This is a genomic window from Paenibacillus sp. FSL R7-0313, assembly GCF_037969885.1.
GTDB lineage: Bacteria > Bacillota > Bacilli > Paenibacillales > Paenibacillaceae > Paenibacillus.
The window spans coordinates 6,156,677-6,179,810 of record NZ_CP150219.1 but is presented as its reverse complement, the minus strand read 5'-3'; the positions used below and the strand labels follow the sequence as shown (position 1 = coordinate 6,179,810).

20 protein-coding genes are annotated in these 23,134 nt (G+C 45.8%); 19 read left to right on the top strand and 1 reads right to left on the bottom strand.

Features of this window, described 5'->3' with window-relative positions; all coding sequences use genetic code 11:
- The first annotated feature begins 152 nt into the window (after window positions 1–152).
- The 14 genes from NSQ38_RS26855 (at window position 153) to NSQ38_RS26790 (ending at window position 15,041) form a co-directional block, all read left to right on the top strand.
- Complete coding sequence (locus NSQ38_RS26855; protein WP_339784931.1) at window positions 153–944, top strand: 3D domain-containing protein; 792 nt, start codon at window positions 153–155, stop codon at window positions 942–944.
- 111 nt (window positions 945–1,055) lie between these two features.
- Window positions 1,056–1,271, top strand: a complete 216-nt coding sequence (locus tag NSQ38_RS26850; RefSeq protein ID WP_036610057.1) for a hypothetical protein — start codon at window positions 1,056–1,058, stop codon at window positions 1,269–1,271.
- 197 nt (window positions 1,272–1,468) lie between these two features.
- Entirely contained in the window at window positions 1,469–2,497 is a 1,029-nt protein-coding gene (gene liaF / locus NSQ38_RS26845; protein WP_339784929.1) for a cell wall-active antibiotics response protein LiaF, read from the top strand.
- Between the two features lie 3 nt (window positions 2,498–2,500).
- Window positions 2,501–3,526: a sensor histidine kinase gene (locus NSQ38_RS26840; protein WP_036669825.1), complete on the top strand. Its 1,026-nt coding sequence runs from the start codon at window positions 2,501–2,503 to the stop codon at window positions 3,524–3,526.
- Window positions 3,527–3,544: 18 nt separating this feature from the next.
- Window positions 3,545–4,207, top strand: coding sequence for a response regulator transcription factor (locus NSQ38_RS26835; RefSeq protein WP_017689597.1), 663 nt, complete (start codon window positions 3,545–3,547; stop codon window positions 4,205–4,207).
- Window positions 4,208–4,355: 148 nt separating this feature from the next.
- Window positions 4,356–6,020 carry a trypsin-like peptidase domain-containing protein gene (locus tag NSQ38_RS26830; protein ID WP_091014685.1) on the top strand — a complete coding sequence of 555 codons (1,665 nt, stop codon included), beginning with the start codon at window positions 4,356–4,358 and terminating at the stop codon, window positions 6,018–6,020.
- A gap of 176 nt (window positions 6,021–6,196) precedes the next feature.
- On the top strand, window positions 6,197–6,886 hold the full coding sequence (locus tag NSQ38_RS26825) for a response regulator transcription factor (protein WP_036610048.1): 690 nt from the start codon (window positions 6,197–6,199) through the stop codon (window positions 6,884–6,886).
- 1 nt (window position 6,887) lies between these two features.
- On the top strand, window positions 6,888–8,348 hold the full coding sequence (locus NSQ38_RS26820; protein WP_338593004.1) for a HAMP domain-containing sensor histidine kinase: 1,461 nt from the start codon (window positions 6,888–6,890) through the stop codon (window positions 8,346–8,348).
- A 67-nt stretch (window positions 8,349–8,415) separates the two neighbouring features.
- Window positions 8,416–9,369 carry a 4-hydroxy-3-methylbut-2-enyl diphosphate reductase gene (locus tag NSQ38_RS26815; protein WP_339790724.1) on the top strand — a complete coding sequence of 318 codons (954 nt, stop codon included), beginning with the start codon at window positions 8,416–8,418 and terminating at the stop codon, window positions 9,367–9,369.
- A gap of 290 nt (window positions 9,370–9,659) precedes the next feature.
- Entirely contained in the window at window positions 9,660–10,724 is a 1,065-nt protein-coding gene (aroF, locus tag NSQ38_RS26810; protein WP_036610039.1) for a 3-deoxy-7-phosphoheptulonate synthase, read from the top strand.
- Between the two features lie 413 nt (window positions 10,725–11,137).
- Window positions 11,138–12,562 (top strand): type I glutamate--ammonia ligase, encoded by a 1,425-nt coding sequence (gene glnA, locus NSQ38_RS26805; protein ID WP_074094318.1) that lies wholly within the window; start codon window positions 11,138–11,140, stop codon window positions 12,560–12,562.
- A gap of 362 nt (window positions 12,563–12,924) precedes the next feature.
- A complete protein-coding gene (gene serC / locus NSQ38_RS26800) occupies window positions 12,925–14,013 on the top strand; it encodes a 3-phosphoserine/phosphohydroxythreonine transaminase (RefSeq protein ID WP_074094319.1) in 1,089 nt (362 codons plus the stop codon).
- A gap of 138 nt (window positions 14,014–14,151) precedes the next feature.
- Window positions 14,152–14,619, top strand: coding sequence for a tRNA (uridine(34)/cytosine(34)/5-carboxymethylaminomethyluridine(34)-2'-O)-methyltransferase TrmL (trmL, locus tag NSQ38_RS26795; RefSeq protein WP_339784927.1), 468 nt, complete (start codon window positions 14,152–14,154; stop codon window positions 14,617–14,619).
- Between the two features lie 167 nt (window positions 14,620–14,786).
- A complete protein-coding gene (locus NSQ38_RS26790; protein WP_036610032.1) occupies window positions 14,787–15,041 on the top strand; it encodes an AbrB/MazE/SpoVT family DNA-binding domain-containing protein in 255 nt (84 codons plus the stop codon).
- 101 nt (window positions 15,042–15,142) lie between these two features.
- Here the strand turns inward: NSQ38_RS26790 and NSQ38_RS26785 are convergent, their stop codons facing one another.
- The gene (locus tag NSQ38_RS26785) at window positions 15,143–16,060 is read right to left on the bottom strand and encodes a serine hydrolase (RefSeq protein WP_339784925.1); all 918 of its coding nucleotides are present in this window, start codon (window positions 16,058–16,060) and stop codon (window positions 15,143–15,145) included.
- A 471-nt stretch (window positions 16,061–16,531) separates the two neighbouring features.
- Here NSQ38_RS26785 and NSQ38_RS26780 point away from each other — a divergent pair, with 471 nt between their 5' ends.
- From NSQ38_RS26780 to bglX, 5 genes are all read left to right on the top strand, one after another.
- Window positions 16,532–17,296, top strand: a complete 765-nt coding sequence (locus NSQ38_RS26780) for an alpha/beta hydrolase family protein (protein ID WP_145319748.1) — start codon at window positions 16,532–16,534, stop codon at window positions 17,294–17,296.
- Window positions 17,297–17,307: 11 nt separating this feature from the next.
- Complete coding sequence (locus tag NSQ38_RS26775; RefSeq protein ID WP_017689585.1) at window positions 17,308–18,267, top strand: ABC transporter permease subunit; 960 nt, start codon at window positions 17,308–17,310, stop codon at window positions 18,265–18,267.
- 18 nt (window positions 18,268–18,285) lie between these two features.
- On the top strand, window positions 18,286–19,188 hold the full coding sequence (locus NSQ38_RS26770; protein ID WP_289391845.1) for a carbohydrate ABC transporter permease: 903 nt from the start codon (window positions 18,286–18,288) through the stop codon (window positions 19,186–19,188).
- Window positions 19,189–19,241: 53 nt separating this feature from the next.
- Complete coding sequence (locus NSQ38_RS26765; RefSeq protein ID WP_307538221.1) at window positions 19,242–20,837, top strand: ABC transporter substrate-binding protein; 1,596 nt, start codon at window positions 19,242–19,244, stop codon at window positions 20,835–20,837.
- A gap of 98 nt (window positions 20,838–20,935) precedes the next feature.
- The gene (gene bglX, locus NSQ38_RS26760; RefSeq protein ID WP_339784923.1) at window positions 20,936–23,101 is read left to right on the top strand and encodes a beta-glucosidase BglX; all 2,166 of its coding nucleotides are present in this window, start codon (window positions 20,936–20,938) and stop codon (window positions 23,099–23,101) included.
- Window positions 23,102–23,134 lie beyond the last annotated feature (33 nt).

Sequence of the window (23,134 nt, the reverse complement as noted above, 5' to 3'; positions counted from 1 at the left end):
ACCAGTGCATAAGCTGCGCTGATCATCTCCATAACGCCTGGATAACATGGGATTGACCTATGTTATCCAGGCGTTTTTTCGTAGTGTTTGCAGTAAAAAGTATAGATTAATTGCTTTTTGGAAAACCTTTGCAGTGAGGGGGAGGTTATACAATGAAAAAGCAATTCTCAATTCAAAAGAAACATATACGGGGTTTATTGTTTGGCTGTGTGATATTCGCCGGGATGATGATTAACCTGAATCAGGCGGATGCCTATACATTTGAAGAGGAAAGTACGGTACTGCATGTCGAGAGTCAGAGCAGCGGCAGTGAAGGTCTGATGATTGAAACTTCGAGCAAGTCTGATCAAGAATTTCCGGAACAGGTCAGCCATCAATACAGCGATGAGGCCCAGCTGACAACCATGGTGTATATGGCTTTATTGTGGTCACCACAACCAATGGTCATTCCAAGACCTGAGCTTCCAGAAAAACAAGTGGCAGATCCTTCTATGCCGGTGCTTGCTCCGCGTTCAGAACAAATTCTGGGTACACAAAAGGTTACAGCAACGGGATATACGGCAGGTGTGGAGTCTACAGGAAAAGGACCCAAACATCCTCAATACGGAATTACGTATTCCGGTGTCAAAGTACGCCGTGATAAAGAAACAGTTTCCACGATTGCAGCTGATCCAAAATTATTCCCAATGGGTTCCATTCTGTACATTCCGGGCTATGGTTACGGAATTGTTGCAGATACGGGTTCAGCGATCAAAGGCAATAAAATCGATCTGTATTTCCCGACAACCAAGCAAGTGTACAAAGAGTGGGGCAAAAAGGATGTGGAGGTACAGGTGATCAGGCAAGGCGCTGGAAAGTGTACAGAGAAGATGCTCAGCGAGTTAGCCGATGCAATCGACGTGTACAAATCCGTACCGGATTCCTGGTTGGACAAGGCCATTTAATTTCACATGTGAACATGAATAACAGAAGTGCTCTCTCCACATAATATTGACTGGGGACGAACCCCGCGGTGCAGCAATGCATCGTAAATATGAAGAGAGAGGTGATTCGTTGTGGCTAAAAAATCACAAGGGTACCAAACGCCAAACGAGAAGTACAATGCAGAGTTTGGAGAAGAGAATGCAGCAGCAAAAGTGAAGCAATCCGCTCAAAACAAAGTACAAGATAATTTCCAAACACCTGATGAAAAATACAATGCCGAGTTCGGTGTAGAAAACACAGGACAAACTGGCCAAGGTCAAGGCAAAGCATCAAAATACAAAAAATAATTGAAGATTCATTAATCAGATGATGATTCAGCACCCTGGAGCAGCAGCTCCGGGGTGTTTTACATATGCGAAGTTTTTACATTAATATCCTCCCATCTCAGTCTCGAGACCGAGATGGATTCCATCTGCCGCCGCTGTTCTCATTGTCTTGTCTGAGTTACACTGGATACATAATACAGACAAAGGAGACATGAGCGATGAAACGATCGACGCGTGACCGCTGGTGGGTTGGCATACCTCTTATTGCTATTGGTGCGATGATCTTGTTCAGACAATTGGGATATGACATTGATGTAGGATATATTTTCAGAACATATTGGCCGTTATTTCTAATCTGGTGGGGGGCCAAAGGAATATCCGAGATTCGCCGCAACGGGGGTTACGCCTTTATTGGACCGGTAATTGTACTGGCGATAGGTGGTTACTTTCTTGCCCGTAACCTGGGATGGATTGATTACTCCATGGGGGAGTTCATTCGTTATCTGATCCCGGTTATGCTGATTGGCGGAGGATTGTTTGTACTGATTGGGCCACGACGTCGTGATCGGAAACATCATGACAAGATGCAGCCACCTCCAGCACCTGAGCAACCTTATAAACCGTTGTCCCCTGAGGATTTGGAGATGCCATCTTCGTTTGACGAACAATTCGAGAAAACATTTGGCAAACCAAAACAGGAACAGAAGAACGATGCACATGGCCCTCATTTCACAGGATCAACGGATTCATCATCACAAGGGCATCAATATAAGAAGAAACATCAATCGTATAACTCTAACGATACCGGATATGGAGAACATTATGATGATGGCTACGGAAATGGTTATGGGGATTATGGCAGTGGCAATACCATTAACAAATCGGCGTTCATCGGTGATCTGTACATGGGGCAGGAAGTGTTCTCGTTGAAACCAATGAACATCTCGGCTTTTATCGGAGATACTGTAATTGATTTGACCAAGGCACAGATTCCTTATGGGGAGACGAAGATTGTCATTTCTTCATTTATTGGGGATGTGAAAGTATTTGTTCCAGAAGATATGGATCTGGGTGTGACGGTGACGACAAATTCCTTCATTGGAGATATGTCACTGTTGAACCAGAAACGCGGCGGATTCCTGAGTAGTGCTCAAGCTGAAACGGCTCATTATCGTGAAGCAAGCAAAAAGGTACGCATTATTGTAAGTGTGTTTATCGGAGACGTCAAAGTGAATAAGGTGGGTTAACGCATGATTCGAACAATTCTCAAGGCCAATAAATGGGAACTGATGATGTATTTTGCGCTAACTGGTCTGATTACGCTGGGCGGCTTCTATCTATTGTATGGAGAGGTATTGATGGGGGCTGGTCGTCAGCGGGCATGGACCTATGTAGCCGTTGTTGTGCTGGCCACCGTTATTACCGGATATATCGCTGCATTACGACTTCAGCGTAAGATCGACCTGCTAGATCTCAACATGTTAAAAGTATCCAAGGGTAATCTGGCGGTGCGCATGCCTGAAGCGGATGACGCTTCATTTGGTCGTGTCTATCAGGAGTTCAATGTCATGATGGATTCAATTGAGAAAAAGATGAGACTGCTTCAGCGCCTCGGTGAGCAGGAAGTCATTGAGAAGGAGCAAGCCTCGGAGCGGGCTGTGCTTGAAGAGCGCAAACGAATGGCAAGGGACCTCCATGACACGGTTAGCCAGCAGCTGTTTGCCATGCATATGTCGGCTTCGTCCTTACCTCGTCTGCTGGAGATGAATCCTGAACATGGCGGTAAAGTACTGGACCAGTTGATCCAGATGTCACATATTGCACAGCGTCAGATGCGAGGACTGATTGCCCAACTTCGACCGGTGGAGCTGGAAGGGCGTGACCTCACCGCAGCACTGGATAGTTGGTTTCCTGATTATTGCAGGCAGAATGGTCTTAAAGGTGTGAAAGAGCTGGAACTGGATGGCGGAATCTCGGATGCCATTGAGCACCAGCTGTTTCTTGTTATTCAGGAGGCAGTTGCCAATGTTGTGAAGCATGCAGAGGCGGGAGTGGTTAGTCTGTCCATACGGGAGAGTGAACATCAGATCAGCATGAGCATCAGCGATGATGGTCAGGGATTTTTGCAGCAAGCGGAGCGTCCGGGTTCATACGGGTTATCTACCATGCGTGAACGGGCGGAGAAGCTTGGGGGGCAAGTTCAGATTATATCGAAACCGGGAGCGGGAACGACGGTGCGGGTATTGATCCCGAAATTCCCGAACGTTCCTGAGTGAACCAGAGGGGGAGACGGAATGAGTGGTAAAGTGAACGTGATGATTGTGGATGACCATGATATGGTGCGCATGGGGTTGAAAACATATCTAATGCTGGAACCTACTTTTCATGTGATGGGAGAAGCGGGCCACGGGCAGGATGCGCTTGATCAGTTACGTAAGTTAAATGATAGTGAAATGCCGGACCTGATTCTAATGGATCTGATGATGCCGGTAATGAATGGCGCTGAAGCAACAAAAGCCATTATGACTGAATTTCCAGGGATGAAAATTGTGATGCTCACCAGTTTCCTGGAGGATGATCTGGTTGTGCAAGCGATTGAAGCGGGTGCGGTAAGTTATGTACTGAAGACAGTCTCTGCTGAAGAACTGATCTATGCTCTGCAAGGGGCCTATAGAGGCATGCCTGTTATGACAGGTGATGTGTCGCAGGCGTTAACCCGGGGAATCAGACAACGTACAGCGAGAGAGAGTGAATCGGGTCTGACTGAACGGGAGAAGGAAGTGCTGCTGCTTATTGCAGAGGGGAAGACCAACAAAGACATTGGAGAAGAATTACATATCAGTATCAAAACCGTCAAAACACATGTGAGTAACCTGCTGATGAAATGTGAGATGGATGATCGTACACAATTGGCAATCTATGCGCATCGTCAGGGATGGGTGAAAACGAAAGGGTAAAATGCTGTCATGACGGGGAAAAGAGTCTATTCTTACGTGCTTTTATCTCCTTTTTAATTGTTTTTAAGGTACGGTTAAGGTTTAAAGTACAAAATAAGGACAGTTAAAGAATATCTCTTGGGAATAAGAGATTGGGAGGTAGAGAGGCATGGACGAACGCAACTATAGATCGAACCGTCAAGACGAGGAAAACGAAACCAAACAAACGGAGAACCGCAATTCTTCCGGAACGGACGAATCCTCCTATTATTATTCTTATGGACCTTTTCAGTCCGTGAATCAGGAAGATACAGCAAATCACATGGGAAGCAATAATCAGCGTGAAGAAGGAAATGTAGAGATTACAAAACCTGATCCGGTGAGACCCGTACCTACTTACTATAATAGTGAATCATCCGAACAAGCGAAAAGATCATCAGCAGGCGGCGGAAACGGCTCAGGTAACGGTGGAGATCAAGGGAACGGAGGCAAAGGCAACTGGAACTATAATAACCGCAAGCCACGTTCTTCCGTAAGATCACTTCTATTTTCCTTTATTGCCGGTATGCTGGTCATCACCGTTCTCATGTACACAGCTGACAGAACAAACATGTTTACACCGGAGACGGCACTTACGAACACGGACAATCAAAGTTCAGGACAGGAAGCGTCCACAAACACAGGCGGAGGCAACAATGTCACAGCGTCGTTACTGCCAACAGGCAAAGAAGATGTGTCTTCCGTAGTAACAAGTACAAGTCCGGCTGTCGTCAAAATCGAAACACTCGCGAAGCAGTCCTCACGTACAGGATTGGGTCAGGGTGGATCAAATACAAGTGATCCGCTGTACCAATACTTCTTTGGTAATGGTGGCGGAACAGAAGGCAATCAAGGCCAAAGCCAGCAACCACAAAGTAGTAATCAGCTTGTGCCTATGGGCATTGGTTCCGGGTTCATTTTTGACAAAGAAGGATATATCCTGACGAACCAACACGTGGTTCAGGGTGCAGACGTAATCCAGGTAACCCTGGAGAACAACAGTAAACCTTATGAAGCTAAATTGCTGGGAAGCAGCTTTGATCTGGATTTGGCTGTATTGAAAATTGAGAAAAACAGTGGTGACGATGCGTTCCCTGTAGCTCCACTGGGTGATTCCAACAGTACTCAAGTCGGTGAATGGCTTGTAGCTATTGGTAACCCTGAAGGATTCGAACACACGGTTACAGCAGGTGTATTGAGTGCCAAAGAACGTACGATCAGCATTCCAGATGAAGAAACAGGAAAAACACGTGAGTACAGTCATCTGCTGCAAACAGATGCTTCGATTAATCCGGGTAACTCCGGTGGTCCGTTGCTTAACCTGAATGGGGAAGTTATCGGAATGAACGTTGCAGTAAGCGCAGATGCACAGGGTATTGGTTTTGCAATCCCGTCGAGCGTCATTTCTGAAGCTGTTAAATATCTTAAAGAAAACAAAGAAGTTCCCAAAGAGCCAGTACCCTTTATCGGTGCGTCTCTGATGGCTCTCACGCCTGAAGTTGCTAAACAAATGGGAACAGACGTTACCGAAGGTTCTGTCGTAGCCAGCACGATCTTCCAATCACCGGCTTACCAAGCAGATCTTCGTGCATATGACATCATCACAGGTGCCAACGGTACGCCGTACGCGACAAGTCAAGATCTGATTGATTTTATCAAGAAACAGGAAATCGGCAGTGAAGTGACATTAAACGTGGTCCGTGACGGTAAGAAGATGGATCTGAAAATCAAAATCGGCAACAAAAATGATTTTGATACTTCACAAACAACAGATACACAACAGCAGCAACCATAAATATCGGGCAAGGATTAACAGAACGGAAGGGTTTGAAGGCCCTTCCGTTTTTTTTGCCCTGATGGAGCAAGGTTACAATGGACCAGGACGGATTGGAGACGCCTACTTGAAGATGCAGATTGTGCTTCTGCCTGTTACAATGGGATAAAACGTTAGGATAAAGGAGAAAGACCACCATGCGCTCAACTATTTTGATTGTGGATGATGACGAAAAAATTGTATCCATGCTCCGCCGGGGGCTGGCTTTTGAAGGATATGAGGTACAGACGGCTTCCAATGGAGCCGAAGGCCTCAGCAAACTGATGGACAAGGAGCCGGACATCGTTGTGCTGGATGTGATGATGCCGCAGATTGACGGATTTGAGGTATGTCGCAGATTGAGAGAAGCAGGCAGTAAAGTGCCTGTGCTGATGCTGACGGCCAAGGATGAAGTACAGAGCCGGGTGACCGGACTGGACACAGGAGCCGATGACTACCTTGTAAAACCTTTTGCGCTGGAAGAATTATTGGCACGTGTCCGTGCATTGCTGCGCCGCAAGTCAGATAGTGCGGGTACGCCGGACAACCGCTTAATGTATGAAGATATCATTTTGGACAATGACTCACGTGAAGTATTGCGAGATGGGCAGCGTCTGGAGCTGACTGCCAAAGAATTTGAACTGTTGAATCTGTTCATGCAAAATCCAAGACGGGTACTGTCCCGTGATCTGATTATGGACAAAATCTGGGGTTATGATTACAGCGGTGAGTCTAACGTGCTCGAAGTGTACATTGCCATGCTCAGACAGAAGACCGAAGAATACGGTGGCAAGCGTCTAATCCAGACCATCCGGGGAGCCGGCTATATTCTGAGAGGTGACTCCTGATATGTCCATCCGGTTAAGACTAACCGCATGGTATTCTGGCATTTTGGCGGCTGTTCTTATCTTTTGGGGCGTTGTAATCTATGCCTTTGTGTATTTTAACTCCTATCAGGAAGTCGAACAGCAATTGAAGGTGAAGAGTACCCGGATTACGGAACAGATTGGTGTTAATCCTCTTTCACAGTCGTTGGATCTGGACCCCTTTACAGAGAGTCAGCTTCAGGAGGCACAAATTTACATTCAACTCTGGGATTATCAGAGTCGCTCAGGCATAATTTCCGGCAATATGAAAAAATTGGAGATTCAGTTTCCGGTATTAAAAGCCAATGAAATTCTTGAAAAGCGAGGCATATCCAAGATCTATGTGGATGGTACACCCTTTCTGGTGAATCAGCTTCCCCTTTCTCTTCAGGGAACCAATGAAGTACGTGGGATTCTTCAGGTTGGTGCGAATGTAAGTTCACAGGAGCGCTTGCTGGAAGCGTTGCTTAATATTTTGGTTTTTGGCTGGCTGGTAGCGATGGCATTGGCTATTACCTCAGGTCTCGTCTTGGCTCGCAAGTCGATGCGTCCGCTCGTGACTGTCATTGATGCCGCCAATCAGATTCAATCTGGAGATGACTTAAGTGTACGTATTCAATATGCTGGGCCGAAGGATGAGATCGGGCGTCTGATTGAAACGGTGAATAATATGCTTGAACGTACAGAATTGTCATTCCGTGGTTTGGAGGAGACGAATGCTGCCCAGCGCCGCTTTGTATCCGATGCATCACATGAACTGCGTACGCCGCTGACCACCATTCGCGGGAACGTAGACTTCCTGAAGAAGCTGTGGGATCAGGAGGGAACCGACCGACCGAATCTGGATGAGGAGACCGTCAAACAAATGTCGCTGGAAGCCATTGAAGACATGGCGGACGAGGGAAAACGTATGAGCAGGCTGATCAGCGACATGTTATCGCTGGCGAGAGCGGATACGGGTCAGAAAATTGAACTGAATCCGATTCCGCTGCAGATACTCGTACAGGAAGTGGCACGCAGAGCACAATTTCTGGATCGTCAGGCAGACTGGCTTCCAGGAGATTTTTCCATCCTTAACGGCATTTATGTGAACGGTAGCAAGGACTATCTGCAACAGATGTTGTTTATTTTCATCGAAAATGCGTTTAAATACACACCTGAAGGCTCTGTGACGCTGGATGCCGTATTATACAAGGGCCAGGTGGGACTACGCATCAGCGACACCGGTATTGGGATGGATCGGGACGAAGTGCCGTTCATCTTTGATCGCTTCTATCGGGCGGATGAATCCCGTGGGGCGACACCGGGCATCGGTCTGGGACTTTCGATTGCAAAGTGGATTATTGAGGAACACCATGGATCGGTTGAGGTTGTGACCAGACGTGGAGAAGGAACCACCTTTATTATCTGGTTGCCGGTTGTCTTTGCTCCGCCTATCGAATAAAGGTATAATAGACAGGACTGCAATTACATCGGCAACGTTGCCGAGAAAGAAAGCGGGTGGCAACCAAGTGGAAGTACTACGAATTTCGCCGCGGGGATATTGTTACGGCGTTGTGGATGCGATGGTGCTCGCGCGTCAAGCGGCACGCAATCTGGATTTACCACGACCTATTTATATATTGGGTATGATTGTGCATAACCAACATGTGACGGATTCCTTTGAAGATGAAGGTATTATTACATTGGATGGTCCGAACCGGATGGATATTTTGAGCCAAGTGGAGAGTGGCACGATTATTTTCACAGCTCATGGTGTATCTCCTGAAGTGCGCAAGCTGGCACGGGACAAAGGATTGACAACAGTGGATGCAACATGCCCTGATGTCACCAAGACCCATGATCTCATTCGGGAGAAGACGGCAGAAGGTTATCAGATCATCTATATCGGCAAAAAGAATCACCCTGAACCAGAAGGTGCCGTAGGTGTTGCACCAGATCTCGTTCATCTGATCGAGAAGGAAGAAGAGATCGAAGAACTGAACGTACCTGCAGGCAAAATCCTTATTACGAATCAGACAACGATGAGCCAGTGGGATATCAAACACATTATGAGCCGTCTGCTGGAGAAGTTTCCGGGCGCAGAGATTCATAATGAGATTTGCCTCGCAACTCAGGTTCGTCAGGAAGCTGTTGCGGAACAGGCAGGTCAATCGGACCTGGTTATCGTGGTGGGTGATCCTCGCAGCAATAACTCTAACCGTCTGGCACAAGTGTCGGAGGAGATTGCGGGTGTTACGGCCTATCGTGTATCTGATGTTTCCGAGATTCAGCAAGAATGGCTGAAAGGTGTAAATAAGGTGGCGGTTACTTCGGGTGCATCAACACCAACACCGATCACGAAGGAAGTCATCCTTTACCTGGAGCAGTATGAACATGACAAGCCGGAGACGTGGGAGATCAAACGTACCGTGAACATGAGCAAACTGCTGCCTCCAGTTAGAGAAAAAACACGTACACCTTAGGGCACGGCTAATGTAAAAGTAAGTCTAAGTGTATGTGAATTAAAAACGAGATGTGAATGAGAAGAATCCTGTTATGCAAATCCGAATGTCGGAGCTTGTGGAGCAGGGTTCTTTTTGTATGTGGATAAGGAATGTGTACCTTGACGCAATAAGATAACTATGGTATATTCACTTTAACGGATAAAAGCTTAAAAGCGAACAAGCGTTTAAGCGCGACAGAGTTTTTATATTTAATCAGACGCACGTTAAGAAATGATTGTGCTCTCATACAAGGAAGGATGGGAATTAATATGATCGTTATTGCAGGCAAGGCTACACCGGAGGAACAGATTCAGGATATCGTTGCAGTTATTGAAAAAGAAGGGCTTCAGGTGCATATCTCTCGCGGAGAGGATCGTACCATCATTGGTTTGATTGGTAAAGTTGAACCTAAAATGCAAGAGCATCTTCGCCAAATGAAAGGTGTCGAGAATGTCGTTAAAATCTCGAAGTCCTACAAATTGGCAAGCCGTGACTTCCATCCGGAAGATACGGTAATCTCCATCAAGGGTGTAGATATCGGCGGAAAAGAACTTGTTGTCATGGGTGGACCATGTGCGGTTGAATCCGCTGCACAGATTGATGAGATTGCCGGGCTTGTGAAAGCTGCTGGTGGGCAAGTGTTACGTGGGGGAGCATTTAAGCCTCGTACGGGTCCTTACAGCTTCCAAGGAACGGGCGTAGAGGGATTGATCATGATGGCGGAAGCAGGAAAGAAACATGATCTGCTGACCATTACAGAAGTCATGACACCCGAATATGTGGATATTTGCGCCGAGTACGCCGATATTCTGCAAGTAGGTACACGTAACATGCAGAACTTTGACCTGCTCCGCAAATTGGGTGAGTGTGGCAAACCGGTATTGTTGAAACGTGGTTTCAGTGCGACATACGATGAATTGTTGAATGCGGCTGAATACATTCTTGCGGGTGGTAACCCAAATGTTATGCTGTGTGAGCGTGGTATTCGTACGTTTGAATCCTACACACGGAATACGCTGGATCTGTCAGCGATCCCTGTTCTGCAGTCTCTGAGCCATTTGCCGGTTATTTCCGATCCGAGCCATGGTACTGGACGCCGTGAACTGGTAGAACCGATGACAAAAGCTTCCGTTGCTGCGGGTGCCAATGGCCTGATCATTGAAATGCATACTGATCCGGATAACTCCATGACAGGAGATGGTGTGCAATCCTTGTTCCCTGACCAATTCGCCAACCTGTTGCAGGATCTGGAGAAATTGGCACCAATCGTGGGTAAATCATTCAGCACAGCCAAACAACCGGCAGAATTTTTCCCGGCACGTGTAGGCGTATAATAAGAATTTCATAGGCAAGGTCTGGATCATCATCCGGGCATCTCCTCTGGTCTCGTTCATTGCAACGGAATCAGATAGATGCTCGGTTTTTTGCATATTTTGCAGTTTTGAACGTATTTATTAATCAATGGTGATAAGAAACATTTATGATGTGAAGTTTTTCCCATGATTTAGGATAAAAAAGGGGTCGCTTTACCGCATTAAACCAGTTAAATGTTTAAAATTATAGTTGTTATATGAATTTAGGTTATTTATAAAATGTGAGTATAGCTAACATACTCGCAAAAAATACCTTACATAAGTATTGACGATGTCAGGTTTTAAAATTTATAATGACGACAGAAAAAAATTCGAATTTAGACATTTTCTTAGTGGGGTTGTTTAATGTTCGGAATATTTGGGAGGACGAATACATGTCGGTTGAAAACGTATTGAAATCAATTCAAGAGAACAACATCGAGTGGGTAGATTTTCGTTTTGTAGATTTAGCTGGTCGTGCACATCACATCTCGTTGCCAGCTTCGGCTGTTGATGCAGACACGTTCGTAAATGGAGTAGCTTTTGACGGTTCTTCTATCCAAGGTTTCCGCGGAATTGAAGAGTCCGATATGGTTATGATGCCAGACCCTGAAGCGACTTATGTCGATCCGTTCACTGCACACCCTACATTGAATGTTATGTGTGATATCTTCACTCCGGATGGCGAGCGTTATGAGCGTGACCCACGCAGCATCGCTGTTAAAGCAGAAGCTTATTTGCAAGAGAGCGGTGTAGGTACAGCGGCATTCTTCGCACCTGAATCCGAGTTCTTCATCTTCGACGATGTACGTTATGAGAGCGGAACGAACAGCTCTTCCTACTATGTAGATTCCGAAGAAGCTTCATGGAACACCAACCGCAAAGAAGAAGGCGGTAACCTGGGCTTCAAAGTTCGCACTAAAGGTGGATATGTTCCAGTAGCGCCAGTGGATACACAACAAGATATTCGTAGCGAAATGTGTCGTCTTTTGGAAGAAGCAGGCCTGTCGATCGAGCGTCATCACCATGAAGTGGCGACAGCGGGTCAAGCCGAAATCAACTTCCGTTTTGATACACTGAAGAAAACAGCAGATAACCTGCTTGCATACAAATACATCGTGCACAACACTGCACGTCAATATGGTAAAGTAGCAACATTCATGCCAAAACCATTGTTCGGTGATAATGGTAGCGGAATGCACGTTCACCAATCCATCTTTGATGGCGATTCCCCATTGTTCTATGACAAAGCGGGATATGCTAACCTGAGTGAAATGGCACTGCACTACATCGGAGGTATCTTGTACCATGCTCCGGCACTGATCGCTTTGACTAACCCTAGTACAAACTCATTCAAACGTCTTGTACCTGGTTACGAAGCACCAGTAAACCTGGTTTACTCCAAAGGTAACCGTTCCGCAGCAGTTCGTATTCCGGTTGCAGCTGTGACACCAAAAGGTTGTCGTATCGAGTTCCGTACACCAGACTCCACAGCTAACCCATACTTGGCATTCTCCGCAATGTTGATGGCTGGTCTGGATGGAATCAAACGCAAAATCAACCCAACTGAGCTTGGATATGGTCCTCTCGATAAAAACATCTATGACCTGTCTGATGCAGATAAAGAAAACATCCGCAGTGTGCCAGCTTCCCTCGAAGAAGCACTTGATGCATTGGCAGCTGATAACGAGTTCTTGACTGAAGGCGGCGTATTCACAAAAGAATTCATTGAAAACTACATCAACCTCAAACGTGATGAAGCAAAAGCAGTAGCGATCCGCATTCATCCGCACGAGTACAGCCTTTACTTCGACTGCTAATCGGTCGGGGTCGGAACAGTTCTTGTTCCAACTTAAAGCCTCCGGGACACGCTCTCGGAGGCTTTTCCTTGAATTAAACAATGTAGTGCTTTAACTTTGCAGGGTGATAAAGGAATTTGATGACCTGAATTTAACACTTCAGTGCATATTGCCCTTGAAGCAGATAGAGAATACTGATATCATAGCGATAATATTTACTTTGAGTGCATTTTGCACAAATCCATAGAGCGACTTTCAATAAGTAAGATATAGATCAAAATGATTCAATTTGTCTATATCTTATACCCGTGAGCGATTCTAATCGAATTGTGTAAAATGCTGTTTGTATGTCAGAGTTACGGATGGAAAGGGCGGGGGATTTTGTGACAAAAAGAGCGTATAACTTTAATGCAGGACCTGCGGCGTTACCACTTGAGGTACTGGAGCGTGCACAGGCGGAATTTGTAGATTTTCGTAATACAGGCATGTCGATTATGGAGATGTCTCACCGTGGAGCGGTGTACGAGTCTGTACATAATGAAGCTCAGGAGCGGTTGTTGTCGCTTCTAGGCAATCCAAAAGGATACAAGGTTCTCTTTCTGCAGGGCGGTGCAAGCACTCAGTTCGCGATGTTGCCAATGAACCTGCTCGGAGCAGGACAGACAGCTAGTTACGTAATGACTGGCAGCTGGGCCAAAAAGGCTCTGTCTGAGGCGAAGTTGATCGGCGAGACACATGTTGCTGCATCTTCAGAAGCAGAGAAGTTTATGAAATTGCCGGATGTTTCGAATCTGAGTTTGCCAGAACGTACGGCTTATGTACATCTGACCTCCAACGAAACGATCGAAGGTACTCAATTCAAGTCGTTCCCGGATACCGGTTCAGTACCTCTGATTGCGGACATGTCGAGTGATATTTTCTGTAAACCATTTGATCTTAATCAGTTCGGCATGATCTACGCGGGTGCACAGAAGAACCTGGGTCCATCCGGAATTACAGTTGTAATTGCTCGTGAGGAACTGGTGAGCGAATCGCCTAAAACGATTCCAACTATGCTTCGTTACAGCACACATGTTGATAACAACTCCCTGTACAATACGCCGCCATCCTTCTCGGTATATATGGTGAATGAAGTATTGAAATGGATTGAAGAACAGGGCGGACTGGCTGGTATTGAGCAAAAAAATACGAAAAAAGCGGAATTGCTCTATAACACAATTGATGCTTCCGGTGATTTCTACCGTGGTTGTGTTGAACAAGAAGATCGTTCCCTTATGAATGTAACCTTCCGTCTTGCTTCTGAGGAACTGGAGAAAAAGTTCATCAAGGCATCGGAGGAAGAAGGATTTGTAGGTCTGAAAGGACATCGCAGTGTGGGTGGTCTCCGTGCCTCCATTTATAATGCTGCTCCTTATGAGAGTGTTAAGGCACTGACAGACTTCATGAGCCACTTCCAGAAGACAAATGGATAATTAGTATAGGTACGGTGTAATGGACCTTCGTGTCTAATCCTGTGCCTTACCAGAGCCTTCCACATTGACGTGTGGAGGGCTTTTCTTTAAGATTAGAGGGTTGTCGTCAACATGAAATGAAAAGGAGATTGAACACATATGGCTTTACACATCGTTCTGGTTGAACCAGAAATTCCGGCGAACACAGGCAATATTTCGCGTACTTGTGCGGCAACCGGGACCCATCTGCATCTCGTACGTCCACTTGGATTTCGAACAGATGATGCTACATTGAAACGTGCAGGGCTGGACTACTGGCATGCTGTTCATATTGAATACCACGACTCATTTGCTGAGGTTCAGGACAAATATCCGGAAGGTCGTTTCTTCTACGCAACTACGAAGGCCAAGAACCGATACAGTGATTTTAATTTTCAGGATGGAGATTTCCTCGTTTTTGGTAAAGAGACTAAAGGCCTGCCACCTGAATTAATTGCTGCGAATCCCGATACATGCATGAAAATGCCAATGACTGGTGACGTTAGATCATTAAATCTGTCCAATTCGGCAGCAATTATTGTATATGAAGCGTTACGCCAGCTCAATTTCCCAGGATTAGAAGGATAGATTCAGGGTATAAATGACGGCTAGAATTCGGTAAAAAAACATTTTTCAAAAAAAAGGACAAAAAATGTTTATTTCCAGCAGGATTCGACAAAATCTTGGCGAATCTATAAACATAGTACAAATGTACCTAGAAATTTAGAGTAAGATAGGAGAGGTGTGCCGTAGCTATGAAGCCAGCTGGAGTAGTTCGCAAAGTTGATCAATTAGGTAGGATCGTATTGCCTAAATCTTTGCGTAAAAGGTATCAAATGAATGAGGGAGATCCTGTAGAAATCTTAGTACAAGGGGACCATATTATCTTGGAGAGATATCGTCCAAAATGTATTTTCTGCGGATCCATCGAGGAAGTCAACGAGTTCAAAGAGCGTTACATATGCGCACAATGTTTAGATGAAATGACTCAGCTTCCACAACACGGATAAGAAGTAACGCCATGGGGTTTATTAACCCCGTGGCGTTTTTTTTGTTTTATTCTCAAGTGGATGGCATAATTGCAAATTGAAAAAAAGATAAAATACGTAGACTAACGCCGGGTGTAAAGGGGTAAAATCTTATCCCATACAGCATTCAGGATGCCTTGCATATTTTCTTCCTCACTATTAATACTTATGACAGCTTCCTTTGAGGGAATTACGATACACAATTGACCATAGGCTCCATCGGCGCGATAAGCGCCATGAGAACACATCCAGAACTGATAGCCGTAGCCTTTTCCCCAATCTCCGTCTCCAGTCGTTTCGATCTGCTGGGACGTAGCCTGTCTGATCCAATCTGCAGGTACAAGCTGTGTGCCTTCCCAAAGGCCCTCCTGCAGCAGTAACTGTCCAAACCGACTCAGTTCCTCATTGCTTATCCAAAGACCTGCACAGCCAAGAGTTACCCCCAGTGGAGAGGTTTCCCACTCTACATCATGGATGCCAAGTGGATCAAATAATCGTGGAGTCAGGTAATCTTTCACGGTTTGGCCGGTAGCAGCCTGTAGCATGGCTGAGATCATAAATGTATCCCCACTGCTATATGTAAATTGTTCTCCAGGTACCCGGTCCAGAGGCAGAGACATATAATATTTCGCCCAGTCCTTTTCGGTCAATGAAGCTCGTTCATCAGCCCAAAGAGGGGGAGAGTCATGGCCCGAAGACATTCGGAGCAGATCACGTAACTTCAATTCCCGTGGAGAGGGGAGATTGTGCTGTGCAATGAGTACATGATCATAAGAGAAATAATCACCAAGTGTCGCATCCAGATGTAACAGACCTTCTTTAAGCGCAAGTCCAACGGCCATACAGGTGAAGGATTTGCTGATGGAATGTTGTACCCTGCGCTGATCCTTATCCCGGTCCCAATGGGCAAGCAGATGCCCTTTTTGTAATATGCGAATGGAAAAAACGTTCAATTGTTGCTCAGTAATCGTATGAATGAATCCTTTGAGTTGCTCAGACATATTAACCTCCCTAATATCAGGTGAAACCTGAGTAAAATCGGTTGGTGAAACGTTTCCGTAATTCGAATGCAAAATCAGAACCCATGTTAGTATAAACCTGGTTTGGTGTCAATTAAAGTTGTAATAGCACTGACTAAATTTTCATTTTTTCGTAATAATAGTGTCTTTCGACGCAAATTTAGACTTGAAACAGCATTTTTTCGAGAAAAAAACGCGAAATTTGTAAAAAGGTTATTGACAGGATTTACTCATCGGGCTTATGATTTATTCGAAACGATTCGAAGAAATCGCTTCCACATTAAAAGTGTTGTAATGAAGTCCATGTGAATCAACGTTGGCTATGTTTTGAAACGATTCGAGAAAATCGTTTCGATAACCCATCGTAATACAAGGGAATCTACAACAGCCTGCGATCCAACGCCAGAGAAACGAATGAGTAAGACAGCAGGCGATGATGAGAGGGGTTACATTATGGCACATATAACGATCGAAACTGGATCGCCAACCTTATGCATGAATACCAGCATACATGTTGTGTCCAGTGACTCCGGAGAGACTTCAGGCGGTACACTATATCTGTTGCACGGGGCAGGCGATAATGCGAGTACCTGGCAGCGGTTAACCACAATTGAGATGTATGCAGCCCAATATGGCTGTACCATCATTATGCCGGAAGCGAATCGAAGCTATTACACGGATATGGAATACGGCCTGAATTACTTCCACTACATCACTCAGGAGTTACCTGAAGTATGCAAGCGTCTACTCAATCTGAATCCTGATCCGGAGAAAACGTACGTCGCCGGTTTATCCATGGGTGGATATGGTGCACTGAAATGTGGACTAACTTATCCAGAGCGATATCGCAAAGTCGTGTCTCTATCCGGCGTAACGGATATCCAGACACGACTTCATGATCCCCATATGCCAGCGACCATGATCAAGGAAATGAAAGCGGTTTTTGGAGAACGTTTACAGGTAAAAGCCGATCAGGATATTTACGCACTGTCGGCCAAGCTGCTGGAACAGGGTGTTCCTTTACCGGATATCCTCAGTTGCTGTGGCGATAGTGACCCCTTCGTAGAGATGAATCGCGACTATGCGAAATACATGCAGGGGACTGCCTTTGATTTTCGGTATGTGGAGACGCCAGGGGCTCATGAATGGAGATTTTGGGAGCACCACCTGAGAACGATGTTTGATTTTCTGTACAACGACAAGACCAAAGTAGAGTGAGGAGATGCAATGTGAAACCTGCAGCCGAAGGACCTAGCAAAAAGCTGAAGGGAAACGTGAAGGGCAATTCGCTCTGGACTGAAATCTGGAAGCACCGAATGACATACACCCTGCTTATTCCGGGGCTTGTCTGGCTAATCCTGTTTGCCTACATGCCGATGGGTGGCCTGTCTCTGGCATTCAAAGATTACAAGGCCAACCTGGGCATCTGGGGAAGTCCATGGAGCGGATTCGAGAACTTCAAATATGTTTTCCGTGATCCAACCTTTATCGACGCAGTATGGCGTACGCTGTACATCAATATTCTGAAACTGATTATTCAGTTCCCATTCCCGATCATTCTGGCGTTGTTGCTGAATGAATTGCGGATGCGCAGAGGGAAAAAATTGTTCCAAACCGTTCTTACGTTCCCGCACTTCCTGTCCTGGATCATCGTATCCGGGGTGGTCATCAATGTGCTGGCATATGACGGACTGGTAAACAGCGCGCTCGGATTACTCGGATTGCCAACGATTAACTTCCTGGGATCCGAATCCAACTTTGTACCAATGTTGCTGTTGACTGATATTTGGAAATCAAGTGGATGGGGCGCGATTATATTCCTGGCTGCCATTTCCGGTATTGATCAGGATCAGTATGAATCAGCACAGATTGACGGGGCTTCTCGTATGCAACAGATGTTCAAAATTACTTTACCGAACATCCTTCCAACCATCACAATCATGTTTATTCTGTCGGTTGGTGGATTGATGTCTTCCGGGTTTGACCAGATCTTCAACTTGGCAAATGCCGCTACCAAAAATGTATCGGAAGTACTCGATGTATACATCTATCGGATTACGTTCCAGTCATCAACCGATTTCTCATTCTCGACAGCGGTCAGCTTGTTCCGTTCCCTGGTGAATATGGCCTTGCTGCTTCTTGCTGACAGATTTGCCAAGTGGCTTGGCGGAGACGGTTTGTTCCGATAAGAGAGGAGGAAAAATGAGATGAGCAAGAAAGCTAACAAAAAACCGAGAATTGGTACAGAAAAAATGACACTTCTCGATTACATTATCTTTGCCGTATTACTAGTGCTTGCCCTGATGATCCTGATTCCGTTCTGGAATGTCATCATGATCTCGTTTGCAACACAAAAAGAATATGCTGACAATCCATTTTTGATGTTCCCTAAAGAATGGACATTGGATTCCTATAAGGCATTGTTCGCTGACGGAACGATTCTGTCGGGGTACAAAAATACAATTATTTTGCTAGTCATCGGCTTGCCACTCAGCTTGTTCCTGACAACAAGCATGGCATATGGCCTTAGTCGCAACAAATTTCCATTTAAGAAATTTATATTTTTCCTGGTACTGTTCACCATGATCTTTAATGGTGGTATCGTACCGCTGTACCTGATCATGAAATCACTTCATCTTACTGGTACGCTGTGGTCTGTTATCCTGGCGGGAAGCTTTAGTGCTTTTAACATGATTCTGATGATGAACTACTTCTACACCTTGCCTGAATCGCTGATGGAATCGGCGAGACTGGATGGAGCCGGAGAGTGGAGAATTTTGTTCTCTGTTGTTCTTCCGCTGGCTACACCAATTATGGCTACAATCACGTTGTTCTACGGTGTAGCTTACTGGAACAGTTGGTATGATGCGATGATATTCCTTCGAAAAGCGGATCAGTTACCGCTCCAGAATGTACTCCGAAATATTATCGTGACATCTACGACGAATGCATCCAATGCATCCAGTGTGGATGCTGCCCAGGCAAGCAACTTCTCAATGGGCATGAAGATGGCAGCCGTATTTGTCACCATGGTACCAATTATGTGTTTCTTCCCAATGCTGCAAAAACACTTTGCCAAAGGGGTATTAACAGGGGCAATCAAGACCTGATTATACGTATAGGATTTTGCAATAAAATTCTACTAAAAACATGGGGGTAAAACATGAAAACGAACAAAAAGTTGTCAGTAAGAGCTCTCTTTGCCATCACGCTTAGTGTAGTTATGCTGATGGTGACCGCTTGTTCCAGCCAAGGAGCTTCAGGTGGTAACGAAAAAGATGCAGAGGGAAATTACAAAGACAACCTGACCATCTCTGTAGCTAACCTGACAGAAATCAAAAACGGGAACCTGGATAATGACTTCCACAAGTTCTGGACAGACAAATTCAATGTAACTTGGGACTACAACTATATCGATTGGGATTCATGGGGCGAGAAGCTTCGTCTGTGGATCAACTCTGGCGACTTGCCGGATGTAGCGGTATGGAACTACGTACATGGCGATGCCATTAACAGTATTGAACAAGGTTTGTTCTACAAATTCCCGGATGACTGGAAAGAACGCTGGCCTAACGTGGCAGCAGCTTACAATTTGACGGGTCTTGGAGACAAGTTGGAAGAATTGACAGGTGGAACATACGTCCTGCCTAGACCAATCTATTTCGAGAACAAACCAGCTGACCCACTGACGAACCAAATTGGTGTCATTGCGCTTCGTAAAGACTGGGCTGAAGCGGTTGGTTTTGAACTGAAAGATGCTTATACAACAACCGAATTGAACGAATATGCTGCGCTAGTGAAAGAAAAAGATCCAGGCAAAGTGGGTAACAAACTTGTACCTCTGTCCTATAATGCGGCAGATGCCATGACAAACATGATTATGCCTAACAGTGTGCATGCCATGACTGACTCTCCGTTCTACAAAGGTGAAGATGGCCAATTCCACTGGGGACCAGCAGATCCTGAAACGCTGACAGGACTTAAATTGATGCAAAAAGCCTATAAAGATGGACTGCTCAATCCTGAGTTCTACACATGGAAAAACAATGAAGGTCAAAACAACTTCAAAGTAACAGGTACAGCTGCTGTAACAAGTCTGGGCGGACTGGCTTCGTACAGACAAGGTCTGGATTCCGATATGAAAAAAAATCTGGGTGTAGATAGTGATGAACTGGTACACACAGCAATCGTAGTAGGCGATGACGGGAAATACCGTAACATGGAGCAAGCCAACTTCTGGTCTGCATTGATCTTCAATCCGGACATCAGTGACGAGAAATTCGAACGGATCATGGATCTGATCGATTACTCTGCAACAAAAGAAGGACAGTTGCTCATCAACATGGGCTTTGAAGGAAAAGATTGGAAATATGATGAAAACAACGAACTCGTTAGCTTGTTGCCAGAAGGAACGGTATTGGAAGATAAATACCCAGCACGTTTCGAAGGTCTGTATCTGCTCGGTGACGACTTCAGTGTTGTAAACCCTGCAATCAAAAAAGATTACCGTGATAGAGCCGTGAAATTGTTCGAAGAAAAAGCAAAACTTGGTACAGAAGGCAAATCGCTTGCACCATACGATTGGGATGTCAACCTGTACGATTCCAAAGCTAAGAGTCAGGCTTCATTCGACTACCAGAACGAATATGCCAACTTGATCCTCAAAAACGGAGATCTAGAGGCGAACTGGAAAGAATGGGTAAACAGTAAAATGTCCCTGGTTCAACCTTATCTGGATGAGCTAAACGATAAATTCTAGTAATCATTCAGTAATTCATTTTGAACCCGGTGCGCGGTCTCTCCCCGAACGCAGCCGGGTTCTTTATTTCAACAACTTATAGTGGAGGATACGATCAGATGAATAACGAGCAGTTGCTAGATCTGGTAAAACAGATGACGTTGGAGGAAAAAACAGCTCAGCTTCTTCAGTTGACTGCCAACTTTTATGAAGGAACAAATGTTGAAGGTCAGATCACAGGGCCGATGGAAGAGATGGGAATTACGGAGCAGTCCGTGGATGCCAGTGGGTCCATTCTGGGGTTGTCCGGTGCGCAGGCCATCATTGATGTACAGCAAGCTTATATGAAAAAAAGCCGTTTGGGCATTCCGCTTTTGTTCATGGCTGACGTAGTTCATGGATTCAAAACCATTTTCCCGATTCCACTGGCGATCGGTTGTTCATGGGACACAGAACTGGCTGAGAAAAGTGCTGAAATTGCAGCACGTGAATCAGCTGTATCCGGTTTGCATGTTACCTTTGCACCTATGGTGGATCTGGTTCGTGACCCACGCTGGGGTCGTGTGATGGAAACGACAGGAGAAGACCCTTATCTGAACAGTTTGTTTGCGGCTGCGTTTGTACGTGGATATCAGGGCGATAGTTTGAAGGATGAGCCAGATCGTCTTGCAGCCTGTGTTAAACACTTTGCGGCGTATGGGGCGGCTGAGGGTGGTCGGGATTACAATACGGTGGACATGTCTGAGCGTAACCTGCGTGAGTACTATTTGCCAGCGTACAAAGCAGCATTGGATGCGGGCGTGGAGATGGTCATGACTTCGTTCAATACGGTTGACGGTATTCCGGCAAGTGGCAATGAGAAGTTAATGCGCGGCATTTTGCGTGACGAGTGGGGCTTTGATGGTGTATTAATCTCGGATTGGGCTTCCATTCGCGAGATGATTGCACATGGTGCTGCAGAAGATGATCGTGAAGCGGCATATCGTGCCATTCGTGCAGGGGTAGATATGGAGATGATGACACCGTGTTATGTTCATCATTTGCCTGAGCTGATTGAGAGCGGTGAAGTGGAAGAAGAGCTCATTGATGAAGCCGTTCTGCGAATTTTGCAACTGAAAGAAAAGCTGGGATTGTTCGACAATCCGCTGCGTGCAGCCGATCCGGAACGTGAGCGCGAAATTGTTTTCTCCAAAGAGCACCGTCAGGTATCGTATGAACTGGCAACAAAATCAGCTGTCCTCTTGAAGAATGATGGCAATGTTCTTCCACTTCAACCGGAAGCTAATGTAGCCCTCATTGGTCCTTTTGCACAGAGTCCAGACATTCTGGGCTGGTGGTCCTGTGAAGGGGTTAAGGAAGATGCAGTTAAGCTGGGAACAGCTCTGCAAGAGCGCCTGACAGGTGGGAAAGTTCAATTTGCTCAAGGCAGTAATGTTCATACGATTACAGCTGAGCAGATTGCCGAAGCCCTGGAAGTGGCAAGCAAAGCAGATCTGATTGTTCTCGCTCTGGGTGAAGACTCTGAGATGAGCGGAGAAGGTGGCTCACGCACGGATATCCGTCTGCCAGCAGCCCAATTGGAATTGGTTAAACAGCTCAAAGCAGCGGGAAAACCGATTGCCACCGTTATTTTCAACGGCCGTCCATTGGATCTGCATGGTGTAATCGATGAATCGGATGCCGTTCTTGAAGCCTGGTTCCCAGGTAGTGAAGGCGGAGCAGCGATCGCAGATGTTCTGACAGGTGTAGTGAATCCATCCGCACGTCTGACGATGTCCTTCCCGCAGTCCGTAGGTCAGATTCCGGTCTATTACAACCATTTCAATACAGGTCGTCCACTGAACCCGGAGAAGACGGAAGAACGTTACGTATCCAAATACATTGACAGCCCGAATGAACCTTTGCTTCCGTTCGGTTATGGTCTTTCATACACTTCGTTCTCTTATGGTGATCTTGAAGTGTCAAGTAATGAGATGACTGCCGAAGAGTCCCTGAGCATTCAAGTACGTGTAACAAACACGGGTGAGCGCGCAGGCGTGGAGACCGTTCAGTTGTACGTTCGTGATGTAACAGGTGAAGTCGTTCGTCCGATGCGTGAGCTGAAAGGATATGTGAAGCTTGCACTGGCGCCAGGCGAGAGTGGTACAGCGACGTTTACGTTAAATGAAGAACAGCTTCGTTATCACCATTCCGACTTAAGCCACCGCAGTGATCGAGGCGAGTTCCATATTCTTGTGGGTGCAAACAGTCGGGATACTCAGAAGAAATCATTCAGACTTGTTTAATCCGGTGAATGGAAAGAGTAATGTGTCAGGCCT